General features: G+C 66.5%; 18 protein-coding genes. 3 read left to right on the forward strand and 15 right to left on the reverse strand.

From position 1 onward, the window contains the following. Positions 1-186: 186 nt before the first annotated feature. Positions 187-1122 (forward strand): ABC transporter substrate-binding protein, encoded by a 936-nt coding sequence (locus ACE3QW_RS24505; RefSeq protein WP_374254653.1) that lies wholly within the window; start codon positions 187-189, stop codon positions 1120-1122. A 40-nt stretch (positions 1123-1162) separates the two neighbouring features. Here the strand turns inward: ACE3QW_RS24505 and ACE3QW_RS24510 are convergent, their stop codons facing one another. The 13 genes from ACE3QW_RS24510 to ACE3QW_RS24570 all read right to left on the reverse strand — a co-directional run bounded on the left by ACE3QW_RS24510 (position 1163) and on the right by ACE3QW_RS24570 (position 18228). Next, entirely contained in the window at positions 1163-2512 is a 1350-nt protein-coding gene (locus tag ACE3QW_RS24510; protein WP_374254655.1) for an amidase, read from the reverse strand. Between the two features lie 74 nt (positions 2513-2586). Continuing rightward, entirely contained in the window at positions 2587-3108 is a 522-nt protein-coding gene (locus ACE3QW_RS24515) for an aromatic-ring-hydroxylating dioxygenase subunit beta (protein WP_374254657.1), read from the reverse strand. A gap of 12 nt (positions 3109-3120) precedes the next feature. Then, a complete protein-coding gene (locus ACE3QW_RS24520; protein WP_374254659.1) occupies positions 3121-6000 on the reverse strand; it encodes an FAD-dependent oxidoreductase in 2880 nt (959 codons plus the stop codon). Positions 6001-6086: 86 nt separating this feature from the next. Further along, positions 6087-7211 (reverse strand): 2Fe-2S iron-sulfur cluster-binding protein, encoded by a 1125-nt coding sequence (locus ACE3QW_RS24525; protein ID WP_374254661.1) that lies wholly within the window; start codon positions 7209-7211, stop codon positions 6087-6089. Beyond that, on the reverse strand, positions 7208-8029 hold the full coding sequence (locus ACE3QW_RS24530; RefSeq protein ID WP_374254663.1) for a xanthine dehydrogenase family protein subunit M: 822 nt from the start codon (positions 8027-8029) through the stop codon (positions 7208-7210). Before ACE3QW_RS24530 ends, ACE3QW_RS24525 begins: the two co-directional genes overlap by 4 nt. Then, entirely contained in the window at positions 8026-10413 is a 2388-nt protein-coding gene (locus ACE3QW_RS24535; protein ID WP_374254665.1) for a xanthine dehydrogenase family protein molybdopterin-binding subunit, read from the reverse strand. Before ACE3QW_RS24535 ends, ACE3QW_RS24530 begins: the two co-directional genes overlap by 4 nt. A 75-nt stretch (positions 10414-10488) precedes the next feature. Beyond that, positions 10489-11577: a TRAP transporter substrate-binding protein gene (locus tag ACE3QW_RS24540; protein WP_374254666.1), complete on the reverse strand. Its 1089-nt coding sequence runs from the start codon at positions 11575-11577 to the stop codon at positions 10489-10491. A 49-nt stretch (positions 11578-11626) separates the two neighbouring features. Then, on the reverse strand, positions 11627-13516 hold the full coding sequence (locus tag ACE3QW_RS24545; RefSeq protein WP_374254668.1) for a TRAP transporter large permease subunit: 1890 nt from the start codon (positions 13514-13516) through the stop codon (positions 11627-11629). A 58-nt stretch (positions 13517-13574) separates the two neighbouring features. Then, positions 13575-14183 (reverse strand): TRAP transporter small permease subunit, encoded by a 609-nt coding sequence (locus ACE3QW_RS24550; RefSeq protein ID WP_374254670.1) that lies wholly within the window; start codon positions 14181-14183, stop codon positions 13575-13577. Positions 14184-14253: 70 nt separating this feature from the next. After that, positions 14254-14889 carry a maleylacetoacetate isomerase gene (maiA, locus tag ACE3QW_RS24555; protein ID WP_374254671.1) on the reverse strand — a complete coding sequence of 212 codons (636 nt, stop codon included), beginning with the start codon at positions 14887-14889 and terminating at the stop codon, positions 14254-14256. Positions 14890-15005: 116 nt separating this feature from the next. Continuing rightward, positions 15006-15374, reverse strand: a complete 369-nt coding sequence (locus tag ACE3QW_RS24560) for a hypothetical protein (RefSeq protein WP_024276908.1) — start codon at positions 15372-15374, stop codon at positions 15006-15008. 402 nt (positions 15375-15776) lie between these two features. Further along, the gene (locus ACE3QW_RS24565; protein ID WP_374254673.1) at positions 15777-17858 is read right to left on the reverse strand and encodes an ATP-binding protein; all 2082 of its coding nucleotides are present in this window, start codon (positions 17856-17858) and stop codon (positions 15777-15779) included. Beyond that, on the reverse strand, positions 17845-18228 hold the full coding sequence (locus ACE3QW_RS24570; protein WP_029555992.1) for a response regulator: 384 nt from the start codon (positions 18226-18228) through the stop codon (positions 17845-17847). The genes ACE3QW_RS24565 and ACE3QW_RS24570 overlap by 14 nt, the downstream gene beginning before the upstream one ends. A gap of 223 nt (positions 18229-18451) precedes the next feature. Between ACE3QW_RS24570 and ACE3QW_RS24575 the strand changes: the two genes are divergently transcribed. After that, on the forward strand, positions 18452-19747 hold the full coding sequence (locus ACE3QW_RS24575) for an EAL domain-containing protein (RefSeq protein ID WP_374254675.1): 1296 nt from the start codon (positions 18452-18454) through the stop codon (positions 19745-19747). A 25-nt stretch (positions 19748-19772) separates the two neighbouring features. Next, a complete protein-coding gene (locus tag ACE3QW_RS24580) occupies positions 19773-20546 on the forward strand; it encodes a response regulator (RefSeq protein WP_029555994.1) in 774 nt (257 codons plus the stop codon). Between the two features lie 67 nt (positions 20547-20613). Here ACE3QW_RS24580 and ACE3QW_RS24585 read toward each other — a convergent pair whose 3' ends face one another. Next, on the reverse strand, positions 20614-22290 hold the full coding sequence (locus ACE3QW_RS24585; protein WP_374254677.1) for a methyl-accepting chemotaxis protein: 1677 nt from the start codon (positions 22288-22290) through the stop codon (positions 20614-20616). Between the two features lie 122 nt (positions 22291-22412). Next, the gene (locus ACE3QW_RS24590) at positions 22413-23084 is read right to left on the reverse strand and encodes a response regulator transcription factor (RefSeq protein WP_024276902.1); all 672 of its coding nucleotides are present in this window, start codon (positions 23082-23084) and stop codon (positions 22413-22415) included. Positions 23085-23210 lie beyond the last annotated feature (126 nt).

Consider the following 23210-nt stretch of genomic DNA (forward strand, 5'->3'; position numbering starts at 1 on the left):
CCAAGGGCACGTTTCGTGCAGTGTACCACACTGCACCACGCTCGATACGGGCTTTTCCCGTGAGGCAGGAACACAGAAAAACAGCATCAAAAAAGGATCAACCCAATGTTTGGACTGTCTGCCCCGACCCTCCTTGCATCAATTATAGGCTGTATGCTGACTGTATTGCCGGCGCATGCAGCGGATGTGATCCGTGTCCGGCTGGACTGGACGCCGTGGGGCAACCATGCCCCCTTCCACCTTGCTGCGAAGAAGGGCCTGTTCGCTGCCAATGGGCTCGACGTGGAGCTGGTGGATGGCAACGGCTCCGTGTCCACCGTGCAGATCGTCGGTAATGGCGAGTACGACGTGGGCCATGCCTCGCTCGCGCCCATGGCCATTGCACGCGCCAAGGGATTGCCGGTGAAGGCCATTGCCGGCTTCGTGCGTCAGAACGACATCGGCCTGCTCGTTCCGAAAGATAGCGGCATCAACGGTCCGGCCGACCTGAAGGGCAAGAAGCTCGCCTTCACCGCGGGCTCGCTGGAGGCACCCTTCATCGATCGCTTCCTGGCGGCAGGCGGCCTGAAGCGCTCGGACGTCGAGCTGGTTGCGGTGGACGCATCCGCAAAGGGCGGCACCTACATGGCCGGGCGCTCGGACGGGGTCTTCTCCACCGTGCCGTTCATCCTGCCGGTGGTGAATGCCCAGCGCCCGTCCAACACCATCAACTTCACGACCTACGGTCTGACATTCCCCAGCTTCGGCCTGTTCGCAACGGAGAAGACCATCGCGGCCAAGGCCGACGCGCTGCGCCGCTTCTCCAGCATCGTTGCCGGCATGTGGACCTACATCATGAACGGGCACGAGGACGAGGCCGTTGCCGCCATCATGGAAGCGCGCCCGAACGCAAAGCTCAATCCGACCATCCTGCGGCAGCAGATCGACGTGCTGAAGGGCTTCGTCTCCACCCCGGCCACCCAGGACAAGCCCATGGGCATCATGGCCGAGGCCGATTGGACGAAGGCGTTGGAAGTGCTGGCGGAAGGCGGGCTGGTGCCTGCAGGTCAGGCTGCCCCGAGCTATTTCACCAACGACCTGATCGATACTTCCCTGTCCAGCCGTATCGCATCCGGGAAATAGGACGCATCTCCCGCAGCCGGTCGCCCGGCTGCGGGAGATCTCAGATGGAAAGCCCCACAGCGGGACAGGCGGGCGGGGGCATCTCGGCCGCAAGGCCCGCAGCGGCCGAAAGCAGCGCCATGTCGGCGTTCCACCGTCCCACCAGTTGCACGGCGAGCGGACCGCCATTTTCCGCAAGCCCAACCGGAACGGCGAGCGCGGGGTGGCCGGAAAGGTCGAACAGGGACAGGGCCGAAGTCCATTCCGCCCGGAGCGGACCGACCGCCTCGCCGTCGATCACCAGCGGCTCCGAAAGGTCGAAGTCCGCCGCCACCAGCGGGGCTGAGAGGCAGGGGGTGAGGATGAAGTCGTACTGTGCGAACTTCGCCTGAACGCCCCGGAACAACTGGGCGCGGGCCACCTGCGCCCGCATCAGGTCGAGCGCACTGAAGCCCCGCGCGGCCTCGACCCCGGCCCGCAGCGCCGGCGACAGCCGCGCGAAATCCTCTGCGGAGGTCGAGGCGAAACGCAGCGCCCAATTGGTCTGCTGCAGGGTGCTCCAGATCGGATCGGGCGCGACGAGGGCGTAGTCCTCCTCGACCACCACTGCGCCGAGCCGCTCCAGTGCGCGCGCAGCCGCCCAGGTCGCCGCCTCAACCTCGCGTGAGACGCGGGCATTGCCGGCGCGCATCCACAGGAGCACGCGGGCACCCTCCAGACCTGCCGCGGCCGGCGCGAGCGGGGGTGCCCGCAGGCTCCAGGGATCAGCCGGCACCGGTCCTGCGATCACGGGCAGCGTCGCAGCGATATCTGCAACGCTGCGGGCGATCAGCCCGAGATGGATGAAGCTGCCGAAGGCATCCGGCACCCGCTCGTGCGGCACGAGGCCGAGGGTGGGCTTAAAGCCATAGGTCCCCGTCGCGGCGGCAGGCAGGCGGCTGGAGCAGCCGGCGTCGGTGGCGAGCGATACCGGTGTCACCCCCAGCGCGACGCTCGTTCCGGCACCGGAGGAGGACCCGCCACAGGTGAGGTCCGGCGCGAAGGGATTGAGCGTCAGGCCCGTAAGGGGCGACGACCCGAGCGGCGAATGGGCGAATTCCGTCGTCGTCGTCTTGCCGATGATGATGGCGCCCGCCGCCCTGAGCCGCGCCACGGCAGCGATATCCGAGGCCGCGGGCTGGGCTTCGGCGAACAGAAGCGATCCCCAGCGTGTCGGCAGGCCGGCACAGTCCAGAATGTCCTTGACCGTGACCGGCACACCGGTGAGCGGCCCCGGCGTCTCCCCGGCGGCGATGCGGGCGTCCATGTCCGCGGCAGCAGCGCGGGCCCCCGCGCCATCGAGGGTGGCGAAGCAGTTGAAGCCGGCCTGCGCCGCCTCCGCACGTGCCAGCGCACCTTCAACCGTTTCCATCACCCTCTGCGTGCCGGAAGAATGGGCCACAGCAAGGCGCGCGACCGCGCTCTCTCCGATGTGACGTTCCATGCTCACACCGGGATGCACAAGGCGTTGTCGATGAGCAGGCTGTCATAGATGCAGATGCGCGAGGCGAGCTTGAGTCCCCCCTCCTCCCGCACGAAGCGGTCGATGTAGCGACCCACCTGATGGATGGTGGCGTCCGGCCGGTCGAACAGCACCTGGAACACCACATAGTTCGCGGTTGCGTCGATGCTGCCATCCGCCGCCTCGGCGACCTTCAGATTGCCCACCATGTGCCGCAGATAGCGCGGCGCGAACATGGCGGTCTTCTCCAGCGCGAAGGCGCGGTCGCGGATCATGCCGCGGTTCTCGCAATAGATGAGGCCTACGGGGAGCTTCCGGTCGTAGTTCTCGCGCGAGATGATGTTGTAGAAGCCGTTGACGGTGAACATCTCGGCCCAGTCCGCGAGGCGCTGCTCGTCGAGGGCGGAGGCATAGGCCTCGTTGAAGGCCTCCACCTCTGCCTTCAGCAGCAGCGCATCGATGAGATCGTCACGGGAAGGCGCGTTGGCGCTTGAAGGGTTCAGCATGTTCGCGCCTCCTCAGGCGATGCCCATGGCGTCGCGCCAGTGGCGGTACATGGCACGGATGGCCGCTTCCGAAATGAGCGTATCGGCGGTGCCCGCCTCGGTGCCGGGATCGAGCTTTACGAGATGCTCGCCGCCCGGCACGCCCAGCATGCCATCCTGCACGAACTTGATAGCCTCGTTGTCCTCCAGCCCCAGGAAGCCGGCCGGCCCCATGAGGTTGCCCTGGCGCAGGCGATGGCGGGTCATCTCCTCGTCGTCGCCCTCGAAGCCGAACATGGTCCATTTCATGATGAATTCGTTCGGACCGGTCGGCACGATGTGACGGATGCCCAGCGTGTTCATCTCCCGCTGCACGATGAGGTTCGGCCAGATGGTCGCCATGGTGACAGACCACGGGCTGTCGAACTCGTCGATGAAGTCCATGAAACGCGGCTCCTCGAGGGTCATGCCCTCCTTGTAGGCGCGCATTTCCTTCTTCTTGTCGGCGTCGATGTGGGTGGTGTCCGATTTGGCGGAGGCCATCACGCCGTGCCGGCCCGAAGGGTCCGCCAGCATCAGCGACTTGTTGCCCGCGACCAGCAGGCCGAACGTGACCAGGAAGGTGTGCAGCAGGGTTGCGTGATAGGGGTCCTTGAGGTTCTCGTGATAGAGCTTCCAGTTACCCGGCAGGCTGTGGCGGTAATGGCCCAGCAGCTTGGGCTTGCGGCCGTCGAAGGTGGCCTCGAACTCCCGCAGCACCTCAGGTCCGAGATACTCGGGAAAGCTCTCCATGCCGTCGGCATAGGAGGCGAAGACGACGCCGCGATGGGTGGTGACGTTGAGTTGCTTCAGGCCATGGTCGGCCGGCTTGAAGTCCTTCGGCATGCCGCCCTTGCCGTCCACCCCACGGCGGAAGGGCACGCCCACGAGGTTGCCCTTCAAATCGTAGGACCACTGGTGATAGGGGCAGACGAACTCCTTGGCATTGCCCGACAAATCCCGGCAGAACTCGGCCGCGCGATGGGCGCAGCGGTTCTCGAAGACGTGGATCGTGCCATCTTCCGCGCGGGCCACCACCACGGGGGTCGGGCCGACGTTGGAGCGGATGAAGTCGCCGGGATTCTCGATCTCGCATTCCAGCGCGACGAAATTCCAGGTGCGGCCGTGGAAGATGCGCTCAACCTCGCGCTGGTACACGGTTTCGTCGGTGTAGACCCAGTCGGGGATGATGGAGAGGCCTTCCTGCGGCCACACGTATTTCTTGGCGAACTGGACGTCGGGGCTCGCGCTCATGTCGTCCTCCTCGGGATCGATTGGCGTAGGATTGGTTTCTTGGGGCGCAAGAAGACGCGCGCCGTGGGCGGCAAAGTCGAAGGGGGTGTCGGACGCCAGTTCCGCGCGGGCCGCGCGGATGGCAGCGGCGTCGGAGAAGGCGATGACAGAGGTCACGCGCCCGTCTTCCGCGAGGGTGCGATAGACCGCGCCTGCAGTGCCGTCCGTGCCGGTCAGCGCCACCTCGTCGCCGGTTCCGGGCACGCCCAGCATCTGGATGTTGAGGCCGAACTGGTCGGTCCAGAACCACGGCGCTTTGTCGGCGCGGGCGGTATCGTCACCGGCAATACTGCGGCCCGCAGCGGCGCCCTGTTCCTCGGCATTCTGCCAGCTTTCGAGCCGGCCGCGCCGGCCATTGAGGGGCGCATGATGGAGCGCGCAATCGCCAGCGGCCCATATGCCCTCGACTGTGGTGCGGCCCGCCGAATCCACCACGATGCCCCCCGCAACCTCGCAGCCGGCAAGGGTTGCAAGGTCGGTCTCCGGCACAAGGCCCACCCCCACGAGCACGGTGTCGGCGACGATCTCGCCCCTCGTGGTCGCAAGGGCCAGAGCCCCGTCCCGCGCAGTGATGGCCTCCAACGCCACGTCGCGTCGGACCTCGACGCCATGGGCTTCGGCAAGCCGGCGGAAGGCCGCGCCGAGGGCCGGCGGCAGGAGGCGCGACATCAGCTCGCCCTCGCGCTCCAGCAGCACGACCTTGAGGCCGCGCGCCCGGGCGGCAGAGGCGAGCTCCAATCCGATGAAGCCGCCGCCGACCACGGCAACGGTGCGGGCGGACGCCAGGGAGGCGGCGATGGATTGCGCATCCTCAAGGGTTCTGAGGTGGTGAACACCCGGCAGATCATCGCCGGGAATACCGAGGCGCCGGGCCGTTCCGCCGGTGGCGATGAGCAGGGTGCCATAGGGGATTTGCGTGTTATCCGAGAGGGTTGCGACCCGCGCCTCCGCATCGACGGCTGTGACCCGTACGCCCGGATGGAAGGTCACGCCCAGCGCCGCCACGTCGGCGGGGGGAAGACGGCAGGCGGACACGCGATCGAAGGCGTCGCCAAGCGCTTCCTTGGACAGCGGGGGCCGCTCATAGGGCAGATGCGGCTCGGCGCCGACGAGGTGGATGGGAGCCGAAAAACCGGCCGCCCGTGCTGCGCGGATGGCGGCGGCGGCGGCCTGCCCGGCCCCGGCGATGACCAGAGGCAGGGCGCTTCCGCCTGTGTTTTCAGCTACTTGAACCTCTTCCAGCGGTCCGGCGGCAGAAGGGTTCTCGCTGGCGCTATCGAGGTCCACGAACACCGCGCCGCCCTCCACCTTGGCGGCATAGGTGGCGAGGTCCTGGGTGAGAGGGGCGCATAGGGCACGGCCGGTGCGGATGTCGAAGACGCCCTGGTGGAGCGGGCATTCGATGGTGCCGTCCTCGACATAGCCGTCCTTCAGGAAGGCCAGCGCGTGGGTGCAGATGCCGTGGGTGGCGTGAACCTCATTTCCCATACGGAACAAGGCGATAGGGACACCATCCACCTCGACGCCGGTGACGCCGCCGTCGCGCAGCGCGTCGAGTTCCGCCACCTTCCTGAAGCCCATCGCGTCCTCCCACCGTTTCCGGCGACTTTAATCAGTATACTTTGTATTTTCGGGCGACAAGACACCCGGCATTCGCACATTCCACATCAGTTCAGGTGGCGTTCCACCCAGGTTTTCACCCGTTCACACCACGTTGCCAGTACCACTTTGAAAATGCCGGTTGCCGAGAGTCCCGTCGCAGCGGTCGGCGCCTCCCCCTTCAGGGCGGCGGCGAGATTGGCCGCAAACACCCCCGTCAGGTGTGAGACGAGATTTTGCACGAGTGCCCCCCGTGAAAACTGGGCGAGGGGGCCAGAGATGCGGTAGCGCAGCGCGAGGTCGATGGCGCTGCCCGTGCCGGCCGGCTTCAGGGCGAAGGTGATCTCGCCATGGGCTCTTGAGCCGGAGCCGCCGTCACGGCCGGAGCCGTTGACAAGGCCCGTGCGGGCGGCGTCGTCAAAGGTCACGGTGGCGTCGCCGCCGAAGGCCGCCTTGATGGGGCCGAAGGTGATGACCATGCGGCCCTCCAGCCTCTCCCCATCGAATGCCGTCACCTCAGCACCGGGCAGGCAGCGGGCGATGAGGTGGATGTCCTTCAGCGCCGGCCAGACGACCTCCGGCGCGGCATCGACCGTGAGGCTCTGGCGGATCTCGCTGCCGCCCGCGCCCACCACCGCCGGTGCCGACGCGGCCTTCACAGCGGAAGCCGCCGCCACCGGCGCGGGCGCAGCAGCCGCCGCGATGCCGGCCGCCTCTGCCTGCACGCACGGAGCCTTCCCGGCCGAGACGGCGCAGACGGCGTTCACGATGCCCACATAGCCGGTGCAGCGGCAGAGGTTGCCGCTCAATTCCTCGCGCACGGTGCGCTCGGAACTCTCCCCCAGGCGGCTGACGATGTCGCGCGAGGAGATGAGCATGCCCGGCGTGCAGAAGCCGCACTGGAGGGCGTGGTGGACGGAGAAGGCCTCCCGCAGTTCGCCCATCAGCACATCGCCATCGAAGCCCTCGATGGTGCGAATGTCTGCCCCGTCGCAGGCAGCGGCGGAGGCGATGCAGGAGCGCTGGGGCTTGCCGTCGATGAGCACGGTGCAGGCGCCGCACACGCCCTGCTCGCAGCCCAAGTGCGTGCCGGTGAGGTTCAGTTCCTCGCGCAGGAAATCGGCGAGATGGGTGCGCGGCTCTACCTGACGGGAGAGGCGCTGGCCGTTGACGGTGAGGGTGATGGCGTTCATGCGAGCCCCGCATCGCTGAAGGCGCGGTCCACGGCCACCTGATGGAGCGCGCGGAACGCCTCCGGGTGGCCCGCCAGCGCGGCTTCGATTTCGTCGTTGGCGGCGGCGCGTGCCCCCGCGATATCACCGGCCTTCAGCCGCTCCCCAGCCCCGGCCAAAACCAGCGGCGGGGCCTCCACGGCGCCCGCCACCACGCGGGCAAGGCCGCGTCCGGCATCCACCACCACGGCGCCGATGGCCTGGGCGAATTCGCCGGTCTTACGGCACACCTTGTGGTAGCCCGTCTTCGCCCCGGCGGAGAGCACCGGCACGCGCACGGCGGTGATGATCTCGTCCGCCCCCAGCATGGTGGTGTAGGCCGCCAGCATGAAGTCGGCCATGGCGCAGGCCCGGGTGCCGGCGCGCCCGCGAATGAGCAGCGTCGCGTCCAGCGCGGTCATGGTGCTGATCCAGTCCGCCGCCGGGTCCGCATGGGCGATGCTTCCGCCAATGGTCCCGCGATTGCGCACGGCGCGATAGGCGATGCCGTGGGCGACGCGGCGCATCAGCCCGCCGGTGACATCCGGCACCACGCCGTCCTCGATCTCCGCATGGGTCCAGCCGGCGCCGATATCGAGATGGGTGGCGCTGCCTTCCAGCGTGCGCAGCTCGCCGACGCGGCGCAGGTCCACGAGCGCGGCCGGCCGGGCGAGGCGCAGGTTGAGCATGGGCCCCAGCGAGCAGCCGCCGGACACGGGCTTTGTCCCCTCACCGGCCAGCACGGAGAGCGCCTGATCGAGGGAGGTCGCGAGGGTGAGGTCGAAGGCGGCGGGCTTCATGCGGCGCTCCGTCCGTTGCTCGTGCGCCGCGCCTCGGCCAGCGCCGCGAGCACCCGCTCGGGTGTCGCGGGAATCTCGCACAGGGTGGCGCCAAGATCCTTCAGCGCATCGTTGATGGCATTCACGATCGCCCCCGCCGGGGCGATGGCGCCGCCCTCCCCCACGCCCTTGATGCCGTGGGCGGAGAAGGGAGACAGCGTCTCGGTGTGGGCGATGCGCACCTTGGGCAGTTCGGTGGGACCGGGCAGCAGATAATCCACCAGGGTGGAGGCCAAAGGCTGGCCCTCGGAATCGTAGGTGCTTTCCTCAAACAGCGCGGTGCCGACGCCCTGGGCCACGCCGCCATAGGCCTGCCCCTCGACGATCATCGGGTTCACCATGCGCCCGCAATCCTCCACCACCACATAGTCGAGGATTTCCGTGGCGCCGGTCTTCACGTCCACCGCCACGAGGGCGGCGTGGGTGGCGTAGGAGAAGAGGCCCGTGTCCACGTCCGGCTTGTAGCCTTCGGTCACTTCAAGGCCGCCCGTGTCCACGCCGTCGGGCAGCACCTCGGGGGTCCGATACCAGGCGCGGGCGATCTCGGCGAAGGTGACGGAGCCGGTCGGCCCATGGATGGCGCCGCCCTCGAAGCGCACCTGATCGGCCGCGCATTGCATGAGATGGGCGGCCAGCGCCTTCACCTTTTCCGCCAGCTTCTGTGCCGCCTTGGACACGGCCCCGCCGGCCATGACCATGCCGCGCGAGGCATAAGCACCGGTGGAGAAGGGCGTGGTGGCGGTGTCGCCCAGCGTCACGCGGATCTGCGCGATGGGAAGGGTGAGAATTTCGCTCGCCACCTGCGCCAGCGTCGTCTCCAGTCCCTGGCCGATGGTGTGGATGCCGGCCTTCACGTCGGCGCTGCCGTCCGGGTTGAGACGGATGGTGGCCTGCTCATAGCCGGGCACCAGAGGCGTGCCCCAGGAGGCGAACACCTTGGTGCCGTGGGCGGACTGCTCCGTATAAGTGGAGAAGCCGACGCCGATACGCCGGCCGTCCATCTCGCCCATCTTCTGCCGGGCGCGGATGGCCTCGAAGCCGATCATCTCGCGGGCGGTGGCCAGGGAGGCGGGATAGTCGCCGCTGTCGTAGAATTTCTTGGTGATGTTGAGGTACGGCATGGCCGCGGCGGGCACGAGATTTTCCGCCCGCACGTCCACCGCCTCGCGGCCCACGGCAGCGGCCACCGCATCGATGGTCAGCTCCATGGCGAAGCACACGCCCGGCCGCGCCACGCCGCGATAGGGCGCGAAGGGCGGCTTGTTGGTGGCCACCGAATAGGTCTTGCAGCGATAGTGCGGCCAGATGTACGGCCCCGGCAGATTGCCGCCCGCCTGCGCCGCCTCAAGGCACGCCGTGAAGGGCCAGACCGAATAGGCGCCCACATTCACCGCCACTTCCGCATCGAGGGCAAGCAGCTTGCCGCGCGCGTCCGCATAGGCGGTGATGACATATTCATGCTCGCGGGCATTGGCGCCGGCGGTGAGATGCTCGCGCCGATCCTCGATCCAGCGGAAGGGGCGCTTGAGCGTCATCGCCAGCCACGCCACCAGTATTTCTTCGGGCTGGAGCAGGCATTTGTAGCCGAAGCCGCCGCCCACATCCGGCGGGGCGATGCGGATCTGCGCCTCCGGCAGGCCCAATGTCTCGGCGAGGCCGGCGCGGATCATGTGCGGCACCTGTGTGGAGGTGTTCACCACCAGCGTGTCGTTCTGGAAATCCCACCACGCCACCAGCCCCTTGCCCTCCATGGGGTGCATGCACTGGCGGCCGGTGCGGAAGCGCTTTTCCACCTTCACCGCGGCGGTGCGGGCGACCTCCTCGATGCCGCCGGAATCGAAGCTGGTTTCCAGGAAGAGATTGTCGCCCCACGCCTCATGCAAAAGCGCGGCGCCGGGGGCGCGGCCGCTGTCGCAATCGACGATGGCGGGCAGTTCCTCATAATCGAAGAGGGTGGCCTCGCAGATGTCTTCCGCCTCGGCGCGGGTGGGCGCATAGGCCATGGCCACGATGTCGCCGACGAAGCGCACCTTGTCGCGCGCCAGCGGCGGATGGGCGGAGAGCTTGTAGCCGGGGATGGTGGAGCGGGTGATGATGTCGGCGACATCAGCGCAATCCGCCGAGGTGAACACCTCGCCCTCATGCCCCTGCGGCTTGGTGACTGCGAGGATGCGCGCATGGGCCACCGGACTGCGCAGGAAGGCCACGTCGCTCATGCCGGGCATGCGGATGTCGCCGGCGAAGCGGCCGCGCCCCATCAGGTGGCGCGCATCCTCCTTGCGGCGGACACGGGCGCCGATGCCTTCGCCGCTGACGGCGGGATGGGTCTCATGGTCCACGGACATGGCGTCCCTCTCTCCTGGCACTGTCGGGGCGGCAGAGACCGCCGCCCCGCGTTGTTCACATCACAGCGGGTCTGCTCACGGCCACTTGGGCGCGGAGAAGCGGAAGCTGTCGAGCCGGAAATCCGCAACGCGCATCCAGGAATTGGATTCGTTGAGGAAGGTCTTCCACGGCTCGTAGATCTTCTTGAAATCAGGGTTCGAGGCGGCGAGTTCCGCGAAGGTCTCCAGCGTCGCCTTGTAGACGGCCTCCATCACCGGCTGCGGGAAGGCGCGCAGCTCGACGCCGGCGGCCAGCAGGCGACGCAGCGCCTCCGGGTTCTTGGTGTCGTAGTTCGCGAGCATCATCAGGTTCTGCTCGGTGGCGGCGGTCTCGAAGGCCGCCTTGAAGCCGGGCGGCAGCGCGTCCCAGGCTTCCTTGTTGGTCAGCGTGGTGATCTGGGCGCTGCCCTCCCACCAGCCGGGCGTGTAGTAGTATTTCGCAACCTTGTTGAAGCCCAGCTTCTCGTCGTCATAGGGGCCGATCCACTCGGCCGCGTCAATGGTGCCGCGCTCCAGCGAGGGATAGATGTCGCCCGGCGCGATCTGCTGCGGCACCGCGCCGAGCTTGCTCAGGATGCGGCCGCCGAGGCCGGCGATGCGCATCTTCAGGCCCTGAAGATCCTCGACGGTCTTGATCTCCTTGCGATACCAGCCGCCCATCTGCACGCCGGTATTGCCACAGGGGAAGGAGACCATGTTCTCCTTGCCGAACAGCTCCTGGATCAGCGCCTTGCCGCCGCCGTAGTAATACCAGGCGTTCTGCTGGCGGGCATTGGTGCCGAAGGCGATGCCGCCGTCGAAGGCATAGGCCGGATTCTTGCCGGTGAAGAAGGAGGTGAGGGTGTGGGAGCACTCCACCGTCTTGTTCTTGGTGGCGTCGAACACCTGCGTCGCGCCGACGATCTCGCCGCCGGCAAACGGCATCACCTCGAACTTGCCTTCGGTCAGCTCGCCGATGCGCTGGCACATGGCGACGGCCGAGCCGTAGATGGTGTCGAGGCTCTTCGGCCAGCTGGTCGCCATGCGCCACTTCACCGTGGGCTGGCTCTGGGCGATGGCCGGCGCGGCCACCAGGGTGGCGGCGGAGCCGGCGGCGATGTTCGTCAGGAAAGTCCGTCTTTTCATTGTCATTCCCCTTATTTTTGACTGGTCGGCGTCTGTCGGCAAATGGGGGTCAGAGCCCGGCGCCGGGCTTCGGCAAATCGTCGAGGCCGGGCATGGCGGGCAGGCCGAGGCCGCTCGCGGGGGCATCGAGGCTGTCGAGCTGGCGCTGGGCGGCGGCGGGGTCGGAGGTGGGGGCCGAGGACTTGTAGTGCATCACCATTCCGGGGAAGGCGGCGATGAGGGCCACCATCACCATCTGGATCACCACGAAGGGAATGGCGCCCCAGTAGATCTGCGCCGACGTCACAGGCTCCATGCGCTTGCCGGTGAGCCGGTCAAGATAGGCCGTCTTCGGCGCCACCGAACGCAGGTAGAACAGCGCGAAGCCGAAGGGCGGGTGCATGAAGGAGGTCTGCATGTTCACCCCCAGCATCACGCCCAGCCAGATGAGGTCGATGCCGAGCTTGTCCGCCGCCGGCGCGAGCAGCGGCACCACGATGAAGGCCAGCTCGAAGAAATCGAGGAAGAAGGCGAGCAGGAAGATCAGCAGGTTGATGAACAGCAGGAAGCCGATCTGCCCGCCCGGCAGGCCGGTGAGCAGATGCTCCACCCACACATGCCCGTTGATGCCGTAGAAGGTGAGCGAGAACACCCGCGCGCCCACCACGATGAAGATAGCGAAGGCGGAGAGCTTGGCCGTCGTCTGCGTCGCCTGGGTCAGGATGGAGAGGGAGAAGCGCGCCGGGTTCTTCTCCAGCCGGCGCTTCAGCGCCGCGAGCACCATGGCGCCCACCGCGCCCATGGCGCCACCTTCCGTGGGCGTCGCGACGCCGAGGAAGATGGTGCCGAGCACCAGGAAGATGAGCAGCAGCGGCGGCACCATCACGAAGGTGACGCGCTCGGCCATGCGCGAGACCAAAGGCATGCCGGTGAAGCGCTCGACGCCGCCGGCGATGAAGGCATAGAGCGCGCCGGCGGCGATGATGTCCGCCATGAGGCCGACCGTGGGATGCCCGCTCTCGCGCAGCAGCACATAGGCGCCGGCGAAGGCCGCCGTGAGGACGGCGGAGAGCACGAGCCGCCGCGCGCCGAGGAAGCGGTTGAGCAGGGCGGAGACGAGGGCCACCACCACCGCCGTGCAGATGGCGAGGATCGCGTAGTCCGCCCCCGCCTTGATGCCGGTGTCGCGCATCACCACCGTGGCCACGGCGGCGGAATAGGCGACCAGCACGCCGAGCTGCCACACGCCGCGCGCGCCGGACGGCTCGCAGCAGGTGAGCGCCTCGCGCGGCAGGCCGGGCGCCGACTTCGGCGACACGATCGTCACCACGAAGACGAACAACGCGTAGAGGCCGGAGAGGATGAGGCCGGGCAGGAAGGCGCCTTCGTACATGTCGCCCACGGAGCGGCCGAGCTGGTCGGCCATCACGATCAGGACCAGCGAGGGCGGGATGATCTGCGCCAGCGTGCCGGAGGCGGCGATGACACCGGCGGCAAGGCGCCGGTCGTAGCCGTAGCGCAGCATGATGGGCAAGGAGATGAGGCCCATGGAGATGACCGAGGCGGCCACCACGCCGGTGGTCGCGGCGAGCAGCGCGCCGACGAAGATCACCGCATAGGCAAGGCCCCCGCGCACCGTGCCGAACAATTGGCCGATGGTCTCCAGCAGGTCTTCCGCCATGCCGGAGCGTTCCAGCACCAGCCCCATGAAGGTGAAGAAGGGGATGGCCAGCAGCACCTCGTTGGCCATGGTGCCGAACACCCGCTCCGGCAGCGCCTGAAGGAGCGGCCAGGACAAAGTAATCGCGTCCGGCGCGTAGGGCGAAAGCTCCACGGCGATGAAGAAGAACAGCAGCCCGTTGGCGGCCAGCGCGAAGGCGACGGGATAGCCCAGCAGCATGAACACGACGAGGGTCGCGAACATGATGGGGGCGAGGTTGTGGGCGATGAACTCGATCATCGGGCGAGACCTTCAGCGAAGCGGGCGTCAGTGCGGGGCGACGAGCAAAGAGGCGCCCTCATGGCCGCATGCCCCCTTCCGAGATCCGCGGGTCCACCTTGGCGAGTTCATGGAGGATGCGCTCCGCCTCGGCCTCATGCAGGTCTGCCCCGGCAGCCTCGGCAAGGTCGCCGCGCATGATGGCGATGCGCTTGATGAGCTCGCTCACCCCTTGCAGCAGCAGCAGCGCGAAGCCCACGAGGATGAGCGCCTTGGCCGGCCACAGGATGAGCCCGCCCGCATTGGTGGAGGTCTCGCCGGACTTCAGCGAGTCGAACACGAACGGCACCGAGAGCCACACCATCAGGGTCGAAAACACCATCAGGAACAGGACGATGCAGGCGATCTCGATGATGTTGGTCACGCGGCGGCTCAGCCGGGAGGCCACGATGTCGATGCGGATGTGCTCGTTGAGCTGGAGCGTCCACGGCGCGCAGAGCATGAAGACCGCGCCGAACAGGTACCATTGCAGTTCCAGCCAGGCGTTGGACGACACGCCGAACATCTTGCGGACCACCGCATTGGCGGCCGAGACGAGGATGGCGACAAAGATGGCCCAGCAGGCCACGCGGCCGACGAAAACATTGAGCGCGTCGATGGAACGCGAGAACGACAATAGAGCTTTCATGCCTCTACTCCCGGGGCAGGGGGACGTGAGTGGCGCGTAACTTTATAACTCGAAAAAGAACTATTCTAATCTAGGCGGCGTCTGCCTGATATTTGGGGTGCGTGGACTCGAAGCAATCGAGGGCCATGCAGTTCTCGTAAATGCCCATCACCAGCGGATAGGGCGTCACGTCGCAATTGAAGCGCTGGGCGTTGAACACCTGCGGCACCAGGCAGATGTCCGCCATGCCGGGCGCATCCCCCAGCACGAACCTGCCGCCGAGGCCCCGCGTCGCAAGCGTCGCCTCGAGGCTCTGGAAGCCTTCGGCGATCCAGTGGGCATACCAGGCATTGCGCGCGGCCTCGTCATGGCCGAGGCGATCGAGATGCTTGAGCACCCGCACATTGTTCAGCGGGTGGATGTCGCAGCAGATGACCTGGCTGAAGGCGCGCACATAGGCCCGCTCGATGGGGTCTTTCGGCAGAAGCGCCGGCTCGGGCCGCGTCTCCTCCAGATATTCCATGATGGCGAGCGACTGGGTGAGCACCAGCGCGCCATCCACGAGGGCGGGGACAAGGCCTTGCGGATTGAGGCGCACGAAGGCGTCGGCCTTGTGCTCCATCTTCGGCAGGCTGATGGCACGCGGCGTCGCGGAGAGCCCCTTGAAGGCCAGCGCGATGCGCACCCTGTAGGAAGCGGACGACCGGAAGAAACCGTAGAGTTCCATTTGCGCACTCTGGAAGTTTTGTTTTTTCTTCACACGCATGGAACGGCGATGGCGCGAAGCCATCGCCGGAGATGGGCGGCGCAGAGCCGCCCGGAAACGTCAGCCGGCAGAAGCTATCAGCCGGCGGCCTTGGCGAGGATCTCGTCGGGCGTCGAAGACACGACCTTGGCGTAGCGCGGCACGAACTTGCCGCCGACGATATGGCGGATGAAGGAGGGCTTGATCTCCTCGGCCAGGATCTTGCGGATCTTGGCGTGCTCCTCGATGTCCTTCCACTCGGCGATCAGATAAAAGCGCAGTGGATTTTCTTCATCGCGAAGCAGAACGCCGTCCTTCACCTGCGCCCACGACTTGTGCATGGGATTTCCATCCGAATAGTCGAAGTCCTCGAACTCGCGAATGAACTCCTCCTCCACGCCGGGATTGATGGTGAAGTCGTAGATGTGGAGGTAGTTGCCCTTGGTGGCGAGCGGCTCCTGAGCCATTCCTGTCTCCCTATCGTTCCCTGGAGACGACGCACCCGATCGCAACACGACCTGACGGCGCTTGCTCCTGCGGCGCCCGCCTGCGGCGGACTCCATTAATAGGAGTACACTGATTATTTCGGCCGTCAATGCGCCACGTCAGAATTCCTGCAAAATGGCGCTGATGTGAGCTTATTGCCGGGAAATCGCGCAGATTGCTGCCACTTTGGTGGTCGGATGAAATCCATAAATGAGGTGATACTGATTAATTTCGCCCATTTCGATGGTGCAGCGCAGCGCGCGGCAAAGCCGTACCGGGACGGCCGGATCTGCGCGCAGCACCTTCGCGGGGGCGGATGGAATGAGCGGCAGTGCGGCGGTGCGGAATGCCCCCCGACGGCCGAGGCGGCCGCGCGCAGGGCCTCAGACCGCCTGCGCCGCCGGTTTCTCCTCGAGCGCGGGAAGCTCGATGGTGAAGACCGCGCCGCCCTCCCCGTTCTCGACGGAGAGCGCGCCGCCATGGTCGCGGATGATGCCGAAGCTCACGGACAGGCCGAGCCCCGTGCCCTTGCCGGGCGGCTTGGTGGTGAAGAAAGGCTGGAAGATGCGCTCCCGCACCTCGTCGGGGATGCCGCCGCCATTGTCTTCCACGCGGATGCGCAGCACGCGGCCCGTCTTGCCGGGCTCGGAGCCGACACTGAGCTGGATGAGGCCGGGGAAGTCCTCGCCGGTGCGGGTGCGACGCTCGACGATGGCGTCGCGGGCATTCTGGATCAGGTTGATGATGACCTGTTCCAGCTGGTCCTGCCGGCACAGCACCTGCGGGATGTCCGACCCCTGCGCGGTCCGGACCTCGACATTGTCGAGGCGCAGATGCGCCCCCACCACCTGCAGCGCGCCCTCCACCGCATCGAGCGGCCCGGAGGGCTGGAGGTGCTCGTCGCTCTTGCGGCCGAAGATGCGCATGTGGTCGATGATCCGGCTCATGCGGACGGTCTGCTGCACGATGCGGTCGAGCTTGGAGACGAGGTGCTCGGGCGGCAGCCCCATCTTCATGCCGGTAAGCGCGTTGGACGCCGCAAGGCGGATGACGCCGAGGGGCTGGTTGATCTCGTGGGCCAGCCCGGTCGCCACCTCGCCCAGCGAGGCGAGCTTGGACATCTGGTAGAGCTTGTTCTCCTCCATCCGCCGCTGGGTCTGGTCGACCGCGACGACCACCACCTCCTGGCCACCGGAACCGCCCCTGTCCATGCCCTGCAGGGGCGCGACGACGATTTCCGCCTCCAGGTCGGTCCCGCCATCGGAGAGGTGCTCGGTGATGTGACGGGGCTCCTTGATGTCGTCGACGAGGTTGCGGAAGCGTCGGCTGCCCAGATAGTTGCGCATGAGGCATCCGAGCGCGCCGTCGGGCGGCGAGCCGATCTCGGTGGCGCCGTCCGGCGTGACATGCATCACCGAGACACCGGGCACCCGGCTGATGGCATCGAGCACGTTGGCTTCGCGCAGGCGGGCGAGCGCCTGCACCTCCTGCGCCTCCAGCCGCTTCTGCAGGTTGAGGTAGCTGCCGCCCACCGCGACCATCACCAGGAGGGCAATGGACAGGCCGGCCGCCGTGCTCCAGATCGCCGCCTTGAAATCCGCCGTCTGGCCGCGGACAAAATCGGTTGAATAGGCGACGGAGACGAGGATGGGATACTTGCCGGATCGCACGGTGTAGCCAACCCGCTCCACGCCGTCGATGGTGCTCGCCTGGTGATAGGTTCCGCCACCATTCTGCATGGCGGCGATGAAGGCTGCGGATTTGGAGATGTCGTCGCCGAAGCTGGTCTTGCTGGTGGCACGGGCGCGGGCGATGCCGTCGGTGCCCATCAGGGCAATCAGCTCGCCCTCCTCGGTGCGCAGCTGCTTGTAGAAGTCGATGAAGTCGCTGATGGCATAGGAGGCGACCACCACGCCGGCGAACTGGCCCTGGGCGTCGCTCAGCGGCCGGGTGAGCTGGATGGTCCATTTCTTGGAGACGCGGCCGAGCACCGGCTTGCTGATGAAGAGCTGCCCCTTCGCCGGGTCCTTGCCCATGTGCACGCGGATATGCTCGCGATCGGAGAGATCCACCTTCTCCGGCCCGGGCGGCGCAAGGCTGGTGGCGACCATGACCCCGTTCTTGTCCGTGACGGCGAGCTGGACCAGCGAGGCGGGGACGTTGAAGTCCTTCAGCTGCTCGTAGATCTGGTAGGGAGCGGCGGTGGTGTCGTGGCCGCTGGCGAAGTTCTGCAGCAGGGCGTCGATGGGCTCCACCGCCTGCTCGAAGCTGCGCATCAGCAGCGTCGCCATGCGGTGCGCCGAGATCTCCGCTTTCTCCATCTCGGCCTGGCTGTGCAGCTGGAACAGCACCAGCGCCGCGACGAGCGGAATGACGCCGACGAGGAAAACGAGCCCCCCCAGCATCAGCGTGACGCGGTTGAAGCCCCGGCCGTCCAGGCGTGAGGGGGCGTCAGTTGCGGGCATCGGCGCCCCCTCCAAGCTCGACCAGGGCCTCGCACAGGGCATCGAAGGCCAGTGGCTTCGGGAAGCAGCGCAGCACGCCGACCTCCCGAGCCCGCGCCATGTCGGCCTCGGCGGCATGGCCCGTCATCATCAGAAAGCGCAGATCGCGGGTGGGGAATCGCCCGAGCATCGTTTCCACCAGGGCGACACCATCCATGTCCGGCATCCGCATGTCGGTAAGCACCACGCGAATATCGGGATCGCGGGAGAGCACATCGAGAGCATCCACGCCGCGCCCCACGGAGCAGGTCGACAGGCCGCGAAAGCCAAGGGCCTCGACCAGTTCGTCGAGATATTCCGGTTCGTCATCGACAATGAGAACGTGATTCATCTGCCGTCGGACCTATTCGGACGGTATCAATTGGCGGCTATCGGTGCTGCGCCGCACTCCACGCTTGGCCTGACTTTTCGTCAAGGCCAACTCATTCCGTTTTGGAGCGAAATCCGGATCAGTTGCCGCCTTGCAATGTGACAACCGGAGTGAAATATAAAAGACAAGAGCGGAACGCCTTGGGCAATCTAAAAGATTCGGGCGCCGTGAAAAGAGGTGCTCCATGTCGGCGGAACGCGATCCGGTCAATCATCGTGCCGGACGCGCAAATCTTCGGCGGATCCTCATCCTCGACGATGACGACGCTTTCCGGGAAGACTTAGCAGAATACCTCACATTCGCCGGCCACCAAGTGGATCATACCTCCCAACCGGAGACTTTGACCCCCGCCCGCATGTGCCAGACCGACATTCTCCTGCTCGATTTGAACATGCCGGGAATCGACGGCGTGGACGTGCTGCGCAATCTCTGTCGCTGCGTGCTGAGCCCTCAGGTGGTCCTCATCAGCGGAAGTGACGTAGATGTGATTGCGGCCGCCGCGGAGGCCGGGCGCATGAGCAACATCCGCGTCCTTGGCACGCTGCACAAGCCGTTCGATCCCGAAGACCTGCTGACCCTCATCGGTGGCGATGCGGCCCAGGAGTTCGATCGCGGCGCCCCCGGCGGCGCGCCGTCCGAGGCGCAGGTGGTCGCCTCGGTGGAAGCTTCTCTCGCAGCCGACACCGTGCCGGTGATGTTCCAGCCCAAGTGCCATCCGGACCACCGCACCTTCGCGGGAGCCGAGGCGCTGCTCGGCGACGTGTGGCCCGGCCTCGGCCGGATCTCGCCGTCTGCCGTGATCGCGGTCATAACCGTGAATCAGGATCTGATGCGGCGGCTCACGCTTCGCGTGGTCGAGACCGCCGCGCGGGGGGCCGCGGCGTGGCAGGCGGCCGGCCTTCGCGGCCCGGTCAGCATCAACATGCCGCTCGACGTACTCACCGAGCGCCAAGCCTCCAATCTGCTCGCCACCACGGTCCGCAATGCCGGCCTCACCCCCGCCGACGTCATCCTGGAACTCACCGAGGATGCGCTCTATGGCTCTTCCAGCGAGGCCCTGATGGCGCTCGCGCAGATGCGCATCGCCGGCTTCGGCGTCGCTTTGGACGACGTGGGCCAGCGACAGAGCGGCCTGCTCCAGCTGGCCCGCCTGCCCATCACCGAGCTGAAGGTCGACCGCGCACTGATCGTGCAGTCCCGCGGCACGGAGAAGTCGCGCAGCATTCTGGAGGCGCTGATCCAGCTCGGCCATCGGCTCGGCCTCAAGGTGGTAGCCGAAGGCATTGAGACCGAAGAGGATTTGTCACGGGTCAAGGCGATGGGGGCCGATCTGGTCCAAGGTTTTCTGATATCGCGCAAACTTGCCCTTGCCGAACTGATTGCGATGTTCAAGGAATGGAACAAACCGGACACCACAACCGGGGACGTCAAGGTCGAGGAAGCCCAACGCGAGGACGCCAAGCCAGATAATGCGCAATGACAGCCCCAAGCATGGCCCAGGCGAAATGGCCGAGCCGCAGGTGCTTCTGGTCGATGACGACCCCGACGTGCTGGAAGAGTTGCACGACGGCCTCTCGATGCTCGGCATTCCCTCGCTCACCGCGACCACAGCCGTGGAAGCGCTGGACCTCGTGCAGCGCAACGATCCCCTGAAGGTGATCGTCACCGATCTGCAGATGCCGCGCATCGACGGCATCGAGCTGCTGCAGAAGCTCTCGGTGCGGCGCCGCAAGCATCCCATGGCCGCCATCGTCATCACCGGCCATGCCTCCCTCGATCGCGCCGTGGGCGCGCTGCGCCTCCAGGCGGTGGATTTCCTCCAGAAGCCCCTCGCCGCCGAGGAGGTGGCCCATGCCATCCAGCGCGCGCTGGCCATCGTCGAGGACGAGGCGCTGACGGCGAACGGCGAGGACGATCCACCCGCCACCATCGCCCGGCCCAATTACATGAAGGCGCTCGTCGCCGCCCGCGCCGACCGCGACGCCATCTTTCAGGCCGGCCTGTTCTCCGATCCCGCGTGGGAGATGATGCTCGACCTCGCGGTGGCAGAGGCCAGCGCCCGGCCCATCTCCGTCACCAGCCTGTGCATCGCCTCCGGCGCGCCGACCACCACGGCGCTGCGCCGCATCGACGATCTGGAGACGGCGGAGCTGGTGAAGCGCGTGCCGGACGGGCGCGACCGGCGGCGCATCCTGGTGGTGCTGACGGAGCAGGGCCGCGGCCGCATGGAGGCTTTCGTGCGGCGCCAGGCCGACCGCTTCGGCATCAAGCTCGACTGAACCTCATTCCGCAAATGAAAAGGGCCGGTGTCTCCCGACACCGGCCCTTGTTTTTGTGCGGCGCGGATCAGGCGGCGCGGAGGGTGGAGACGAAGCTCGTCACCTCGCGCTGGAGATCCTGCGACTGCTCGGAGAGCGCCGAGGACAGGCTCATGAGCTGCGTCGCGGCGGAGCCGGTCATGCCGGCGGCCTGGCCGACGCCCGACATGTTATTCGTGACCTGCGTGGCGCCCTGCGCCGCGCGGTGGGTGTTGGCGGCGATCTCGCTGGTTGCGGCCCGCTGCTCCTCCACCGCGCCGGCGATGATGGCGGTCAGATCACGCACGTTGTTGATGGTGGTCACGATGCTCTGGATCGAGGTCACCGTGGCCGAGGTCGCGTGCTGGATCTCGCCGATCTTCATGGAGATTTCGTCGGTGGCCTTCGCCGTCTGGGCGGCGAGTTCCTTCACCTCGGAGGCGACCACCGCGAAGCCGCGGCCCGCATCGCCCGCCCGCGCCGCCTCGATGGTGGCGTTGAGGGCGAGGAGATTGGTCTGCTCGGCGATCTCCTTGATGAGGTTCAGCACCTGCCCGATGGACTGGGCCGCCTCGGAGAGCTGGCGGATGTTGTCGTTGGTGCGCTCGGCCTCCTCGGCCGCCGAGCGGGCGATGACGGCGGAGTTCGACACCTGGTCGCTCATCTCGCGGATGGAGGCGGACAGCTCCTCGGCTGAGGCGGCGACCGTCTGCACGTTGTCGGAGGCCCCCTCGGCGGCGATCGTCACCGACTGCGCCTGGCGGGACGTTTCCTCCGCGGTGGCCGAGAGGTTGCGGGCGGCATCCGCCACCTCGCCGGACGAGCCGGAGAAGCGCTCGGCGAGGGCACCCATGCGGCTCTGGAACGAATTGGCGATGGAGACACGCTCGGCGACGAGCTGCTGCGCCATCTCCTCTTCCTTGCGCTTCTGCTCGGCGCGCAGGTTCTCGGTCTCGACGAGGCCGTCGCGGAACACCTCGAGGGTGCGGGCGATGTCGCCGATCTCGTTCTTGGTCTCGCGGTTCGGCACCTCGGTCTCGAGCGCGCCGCCGGCGATCTTGCCCATGGCGTCGGTGACGCGGTTGAGCGGGCGGGTGATGCCGATGACGATGAAGGCGACGGCGGCAAGGCCGAGCACGATCTGGACGCCGATGGACACGAGCAGGACGAAGCGCGCCTCGTTGTAATCCGCAACAGAAGAGGCAGCGGCCGCCTCGGCGGACCGATCGTTGAGTTCAACGTTCTTGTCGAGGCCGGTGACGACCGAATCGAACAAGACAAGGGTCTTGCTCGCCAGTTCGACAGCCTCTTCCACCATGCCGGACTGGTGCTTGCCGAGGAATTCCGCCTGGGCCTGCGTGTAGTCGGCCCAGTGCACCATCACCGAGTTCCAGAGATTGCGCTCTTCCTGGCTGGAAATGAGCTTCTCATAGTCCGACATCGCCTTGCCGTTCTCGGCGAGGAGGCGTGTCATGCGCGACTGAAGCACCGCGCTTTCCTTGGGGTCCGTCACAAGGAGGATGCGCATGGCCGCGACGCGAACCCGGGTCATCGTATACTTGACCTCGCCCACGGCGCGCACGCTCGGGAGCCAGTTGGTGGTGATTTCCGTCGTATTGTCGTTGAGGTGGCTGAGCTTGGTGAGGGCCAGAACCCCCTGTCCGGCCGCCAGAGCGACCAGGACAAGATAGAGGCCGATCAATGTACTCTTGACGGTCAGACGCATTTTTGTCTCCCCATTTTCGGGTTGTCTCGAACTTGTCTCGGATTTGAAAGACAAAGATCCGTCCCGTCCTAGCCAATCAAGCTGGGTTGTAGCTTGCAATTCTGCGGGACTCTTTCGTCCGCTCAGCCGACGTACTGGTAGCCGAGATAACGGCGGGCATCGATGACGTCGCGGCCGAGCTTCAGGCGCAGCTTCTTGCGCAGCTTGCTCATGTGGCCCTCGACCACGCTCTCGTCCACGTCTTCGTTGAAAATGCCGTAGATGGTGTTGAAGATCTGGGTCTTGGTGACCCGGCGCTTCGAATTCTTCACGAGATATTCGAGGATGTGCCGCTCGCGGCGCGGCAGGGCCAGCGGCTCGCCGTCGACTTCCGGGTCGCGGCCATCGAAGAACACGCGCAGGCGCTCGTCGAGCGGCATCTGGATGTCGCCCGAGCGCACCCGCCGCCACACCGCATCGGCGCGGGCCACGATCTCGCGCACATGGACAGGCTTGCGCACCACGTCGTCGATGCCGGCGGTGAAGAGTTCCAGTGTCTGGGTGAGGGACTTCACGTCCTCCAGCGCGATGATGGGCGCCTTGCTGTGCGAGCGGATGAGGTCGGGATAGGTGATCCGCGCCTCGGACTCCCCGATGAGGAAGCTTTCGACCGCGCCGAGATCCTGGTCCGAGGTCGTCTCGATCCAGTCCCGGAACTCGTTACCCGAGAAGCTCTGCGAAGAAAAACCTTCGCGAGAGAACGCCGACACATAACTTTCCGCAACAGACGCACGCTCATCAACGACCACGTACATGATACCCTCCATCATGTCACAGCATTTCCGCGCGGTCGGCGTCGATGTCTTACTGACTTATTGACGATCCGAACGACACAAAACCCCTATGACGCGGCGGGGGAGCGAGCAATCTGAAGAGAAACG

It is taken from the genome of Xanthobacter sp., from assembly GCF_041911315.1.
GTDB lineage: Bacteria > Pseudomonadota > Alphaproteobacteria > Rhizobiales > Xanthobacteraceae > Xanthobacter > Xanthobacter aminoxidans.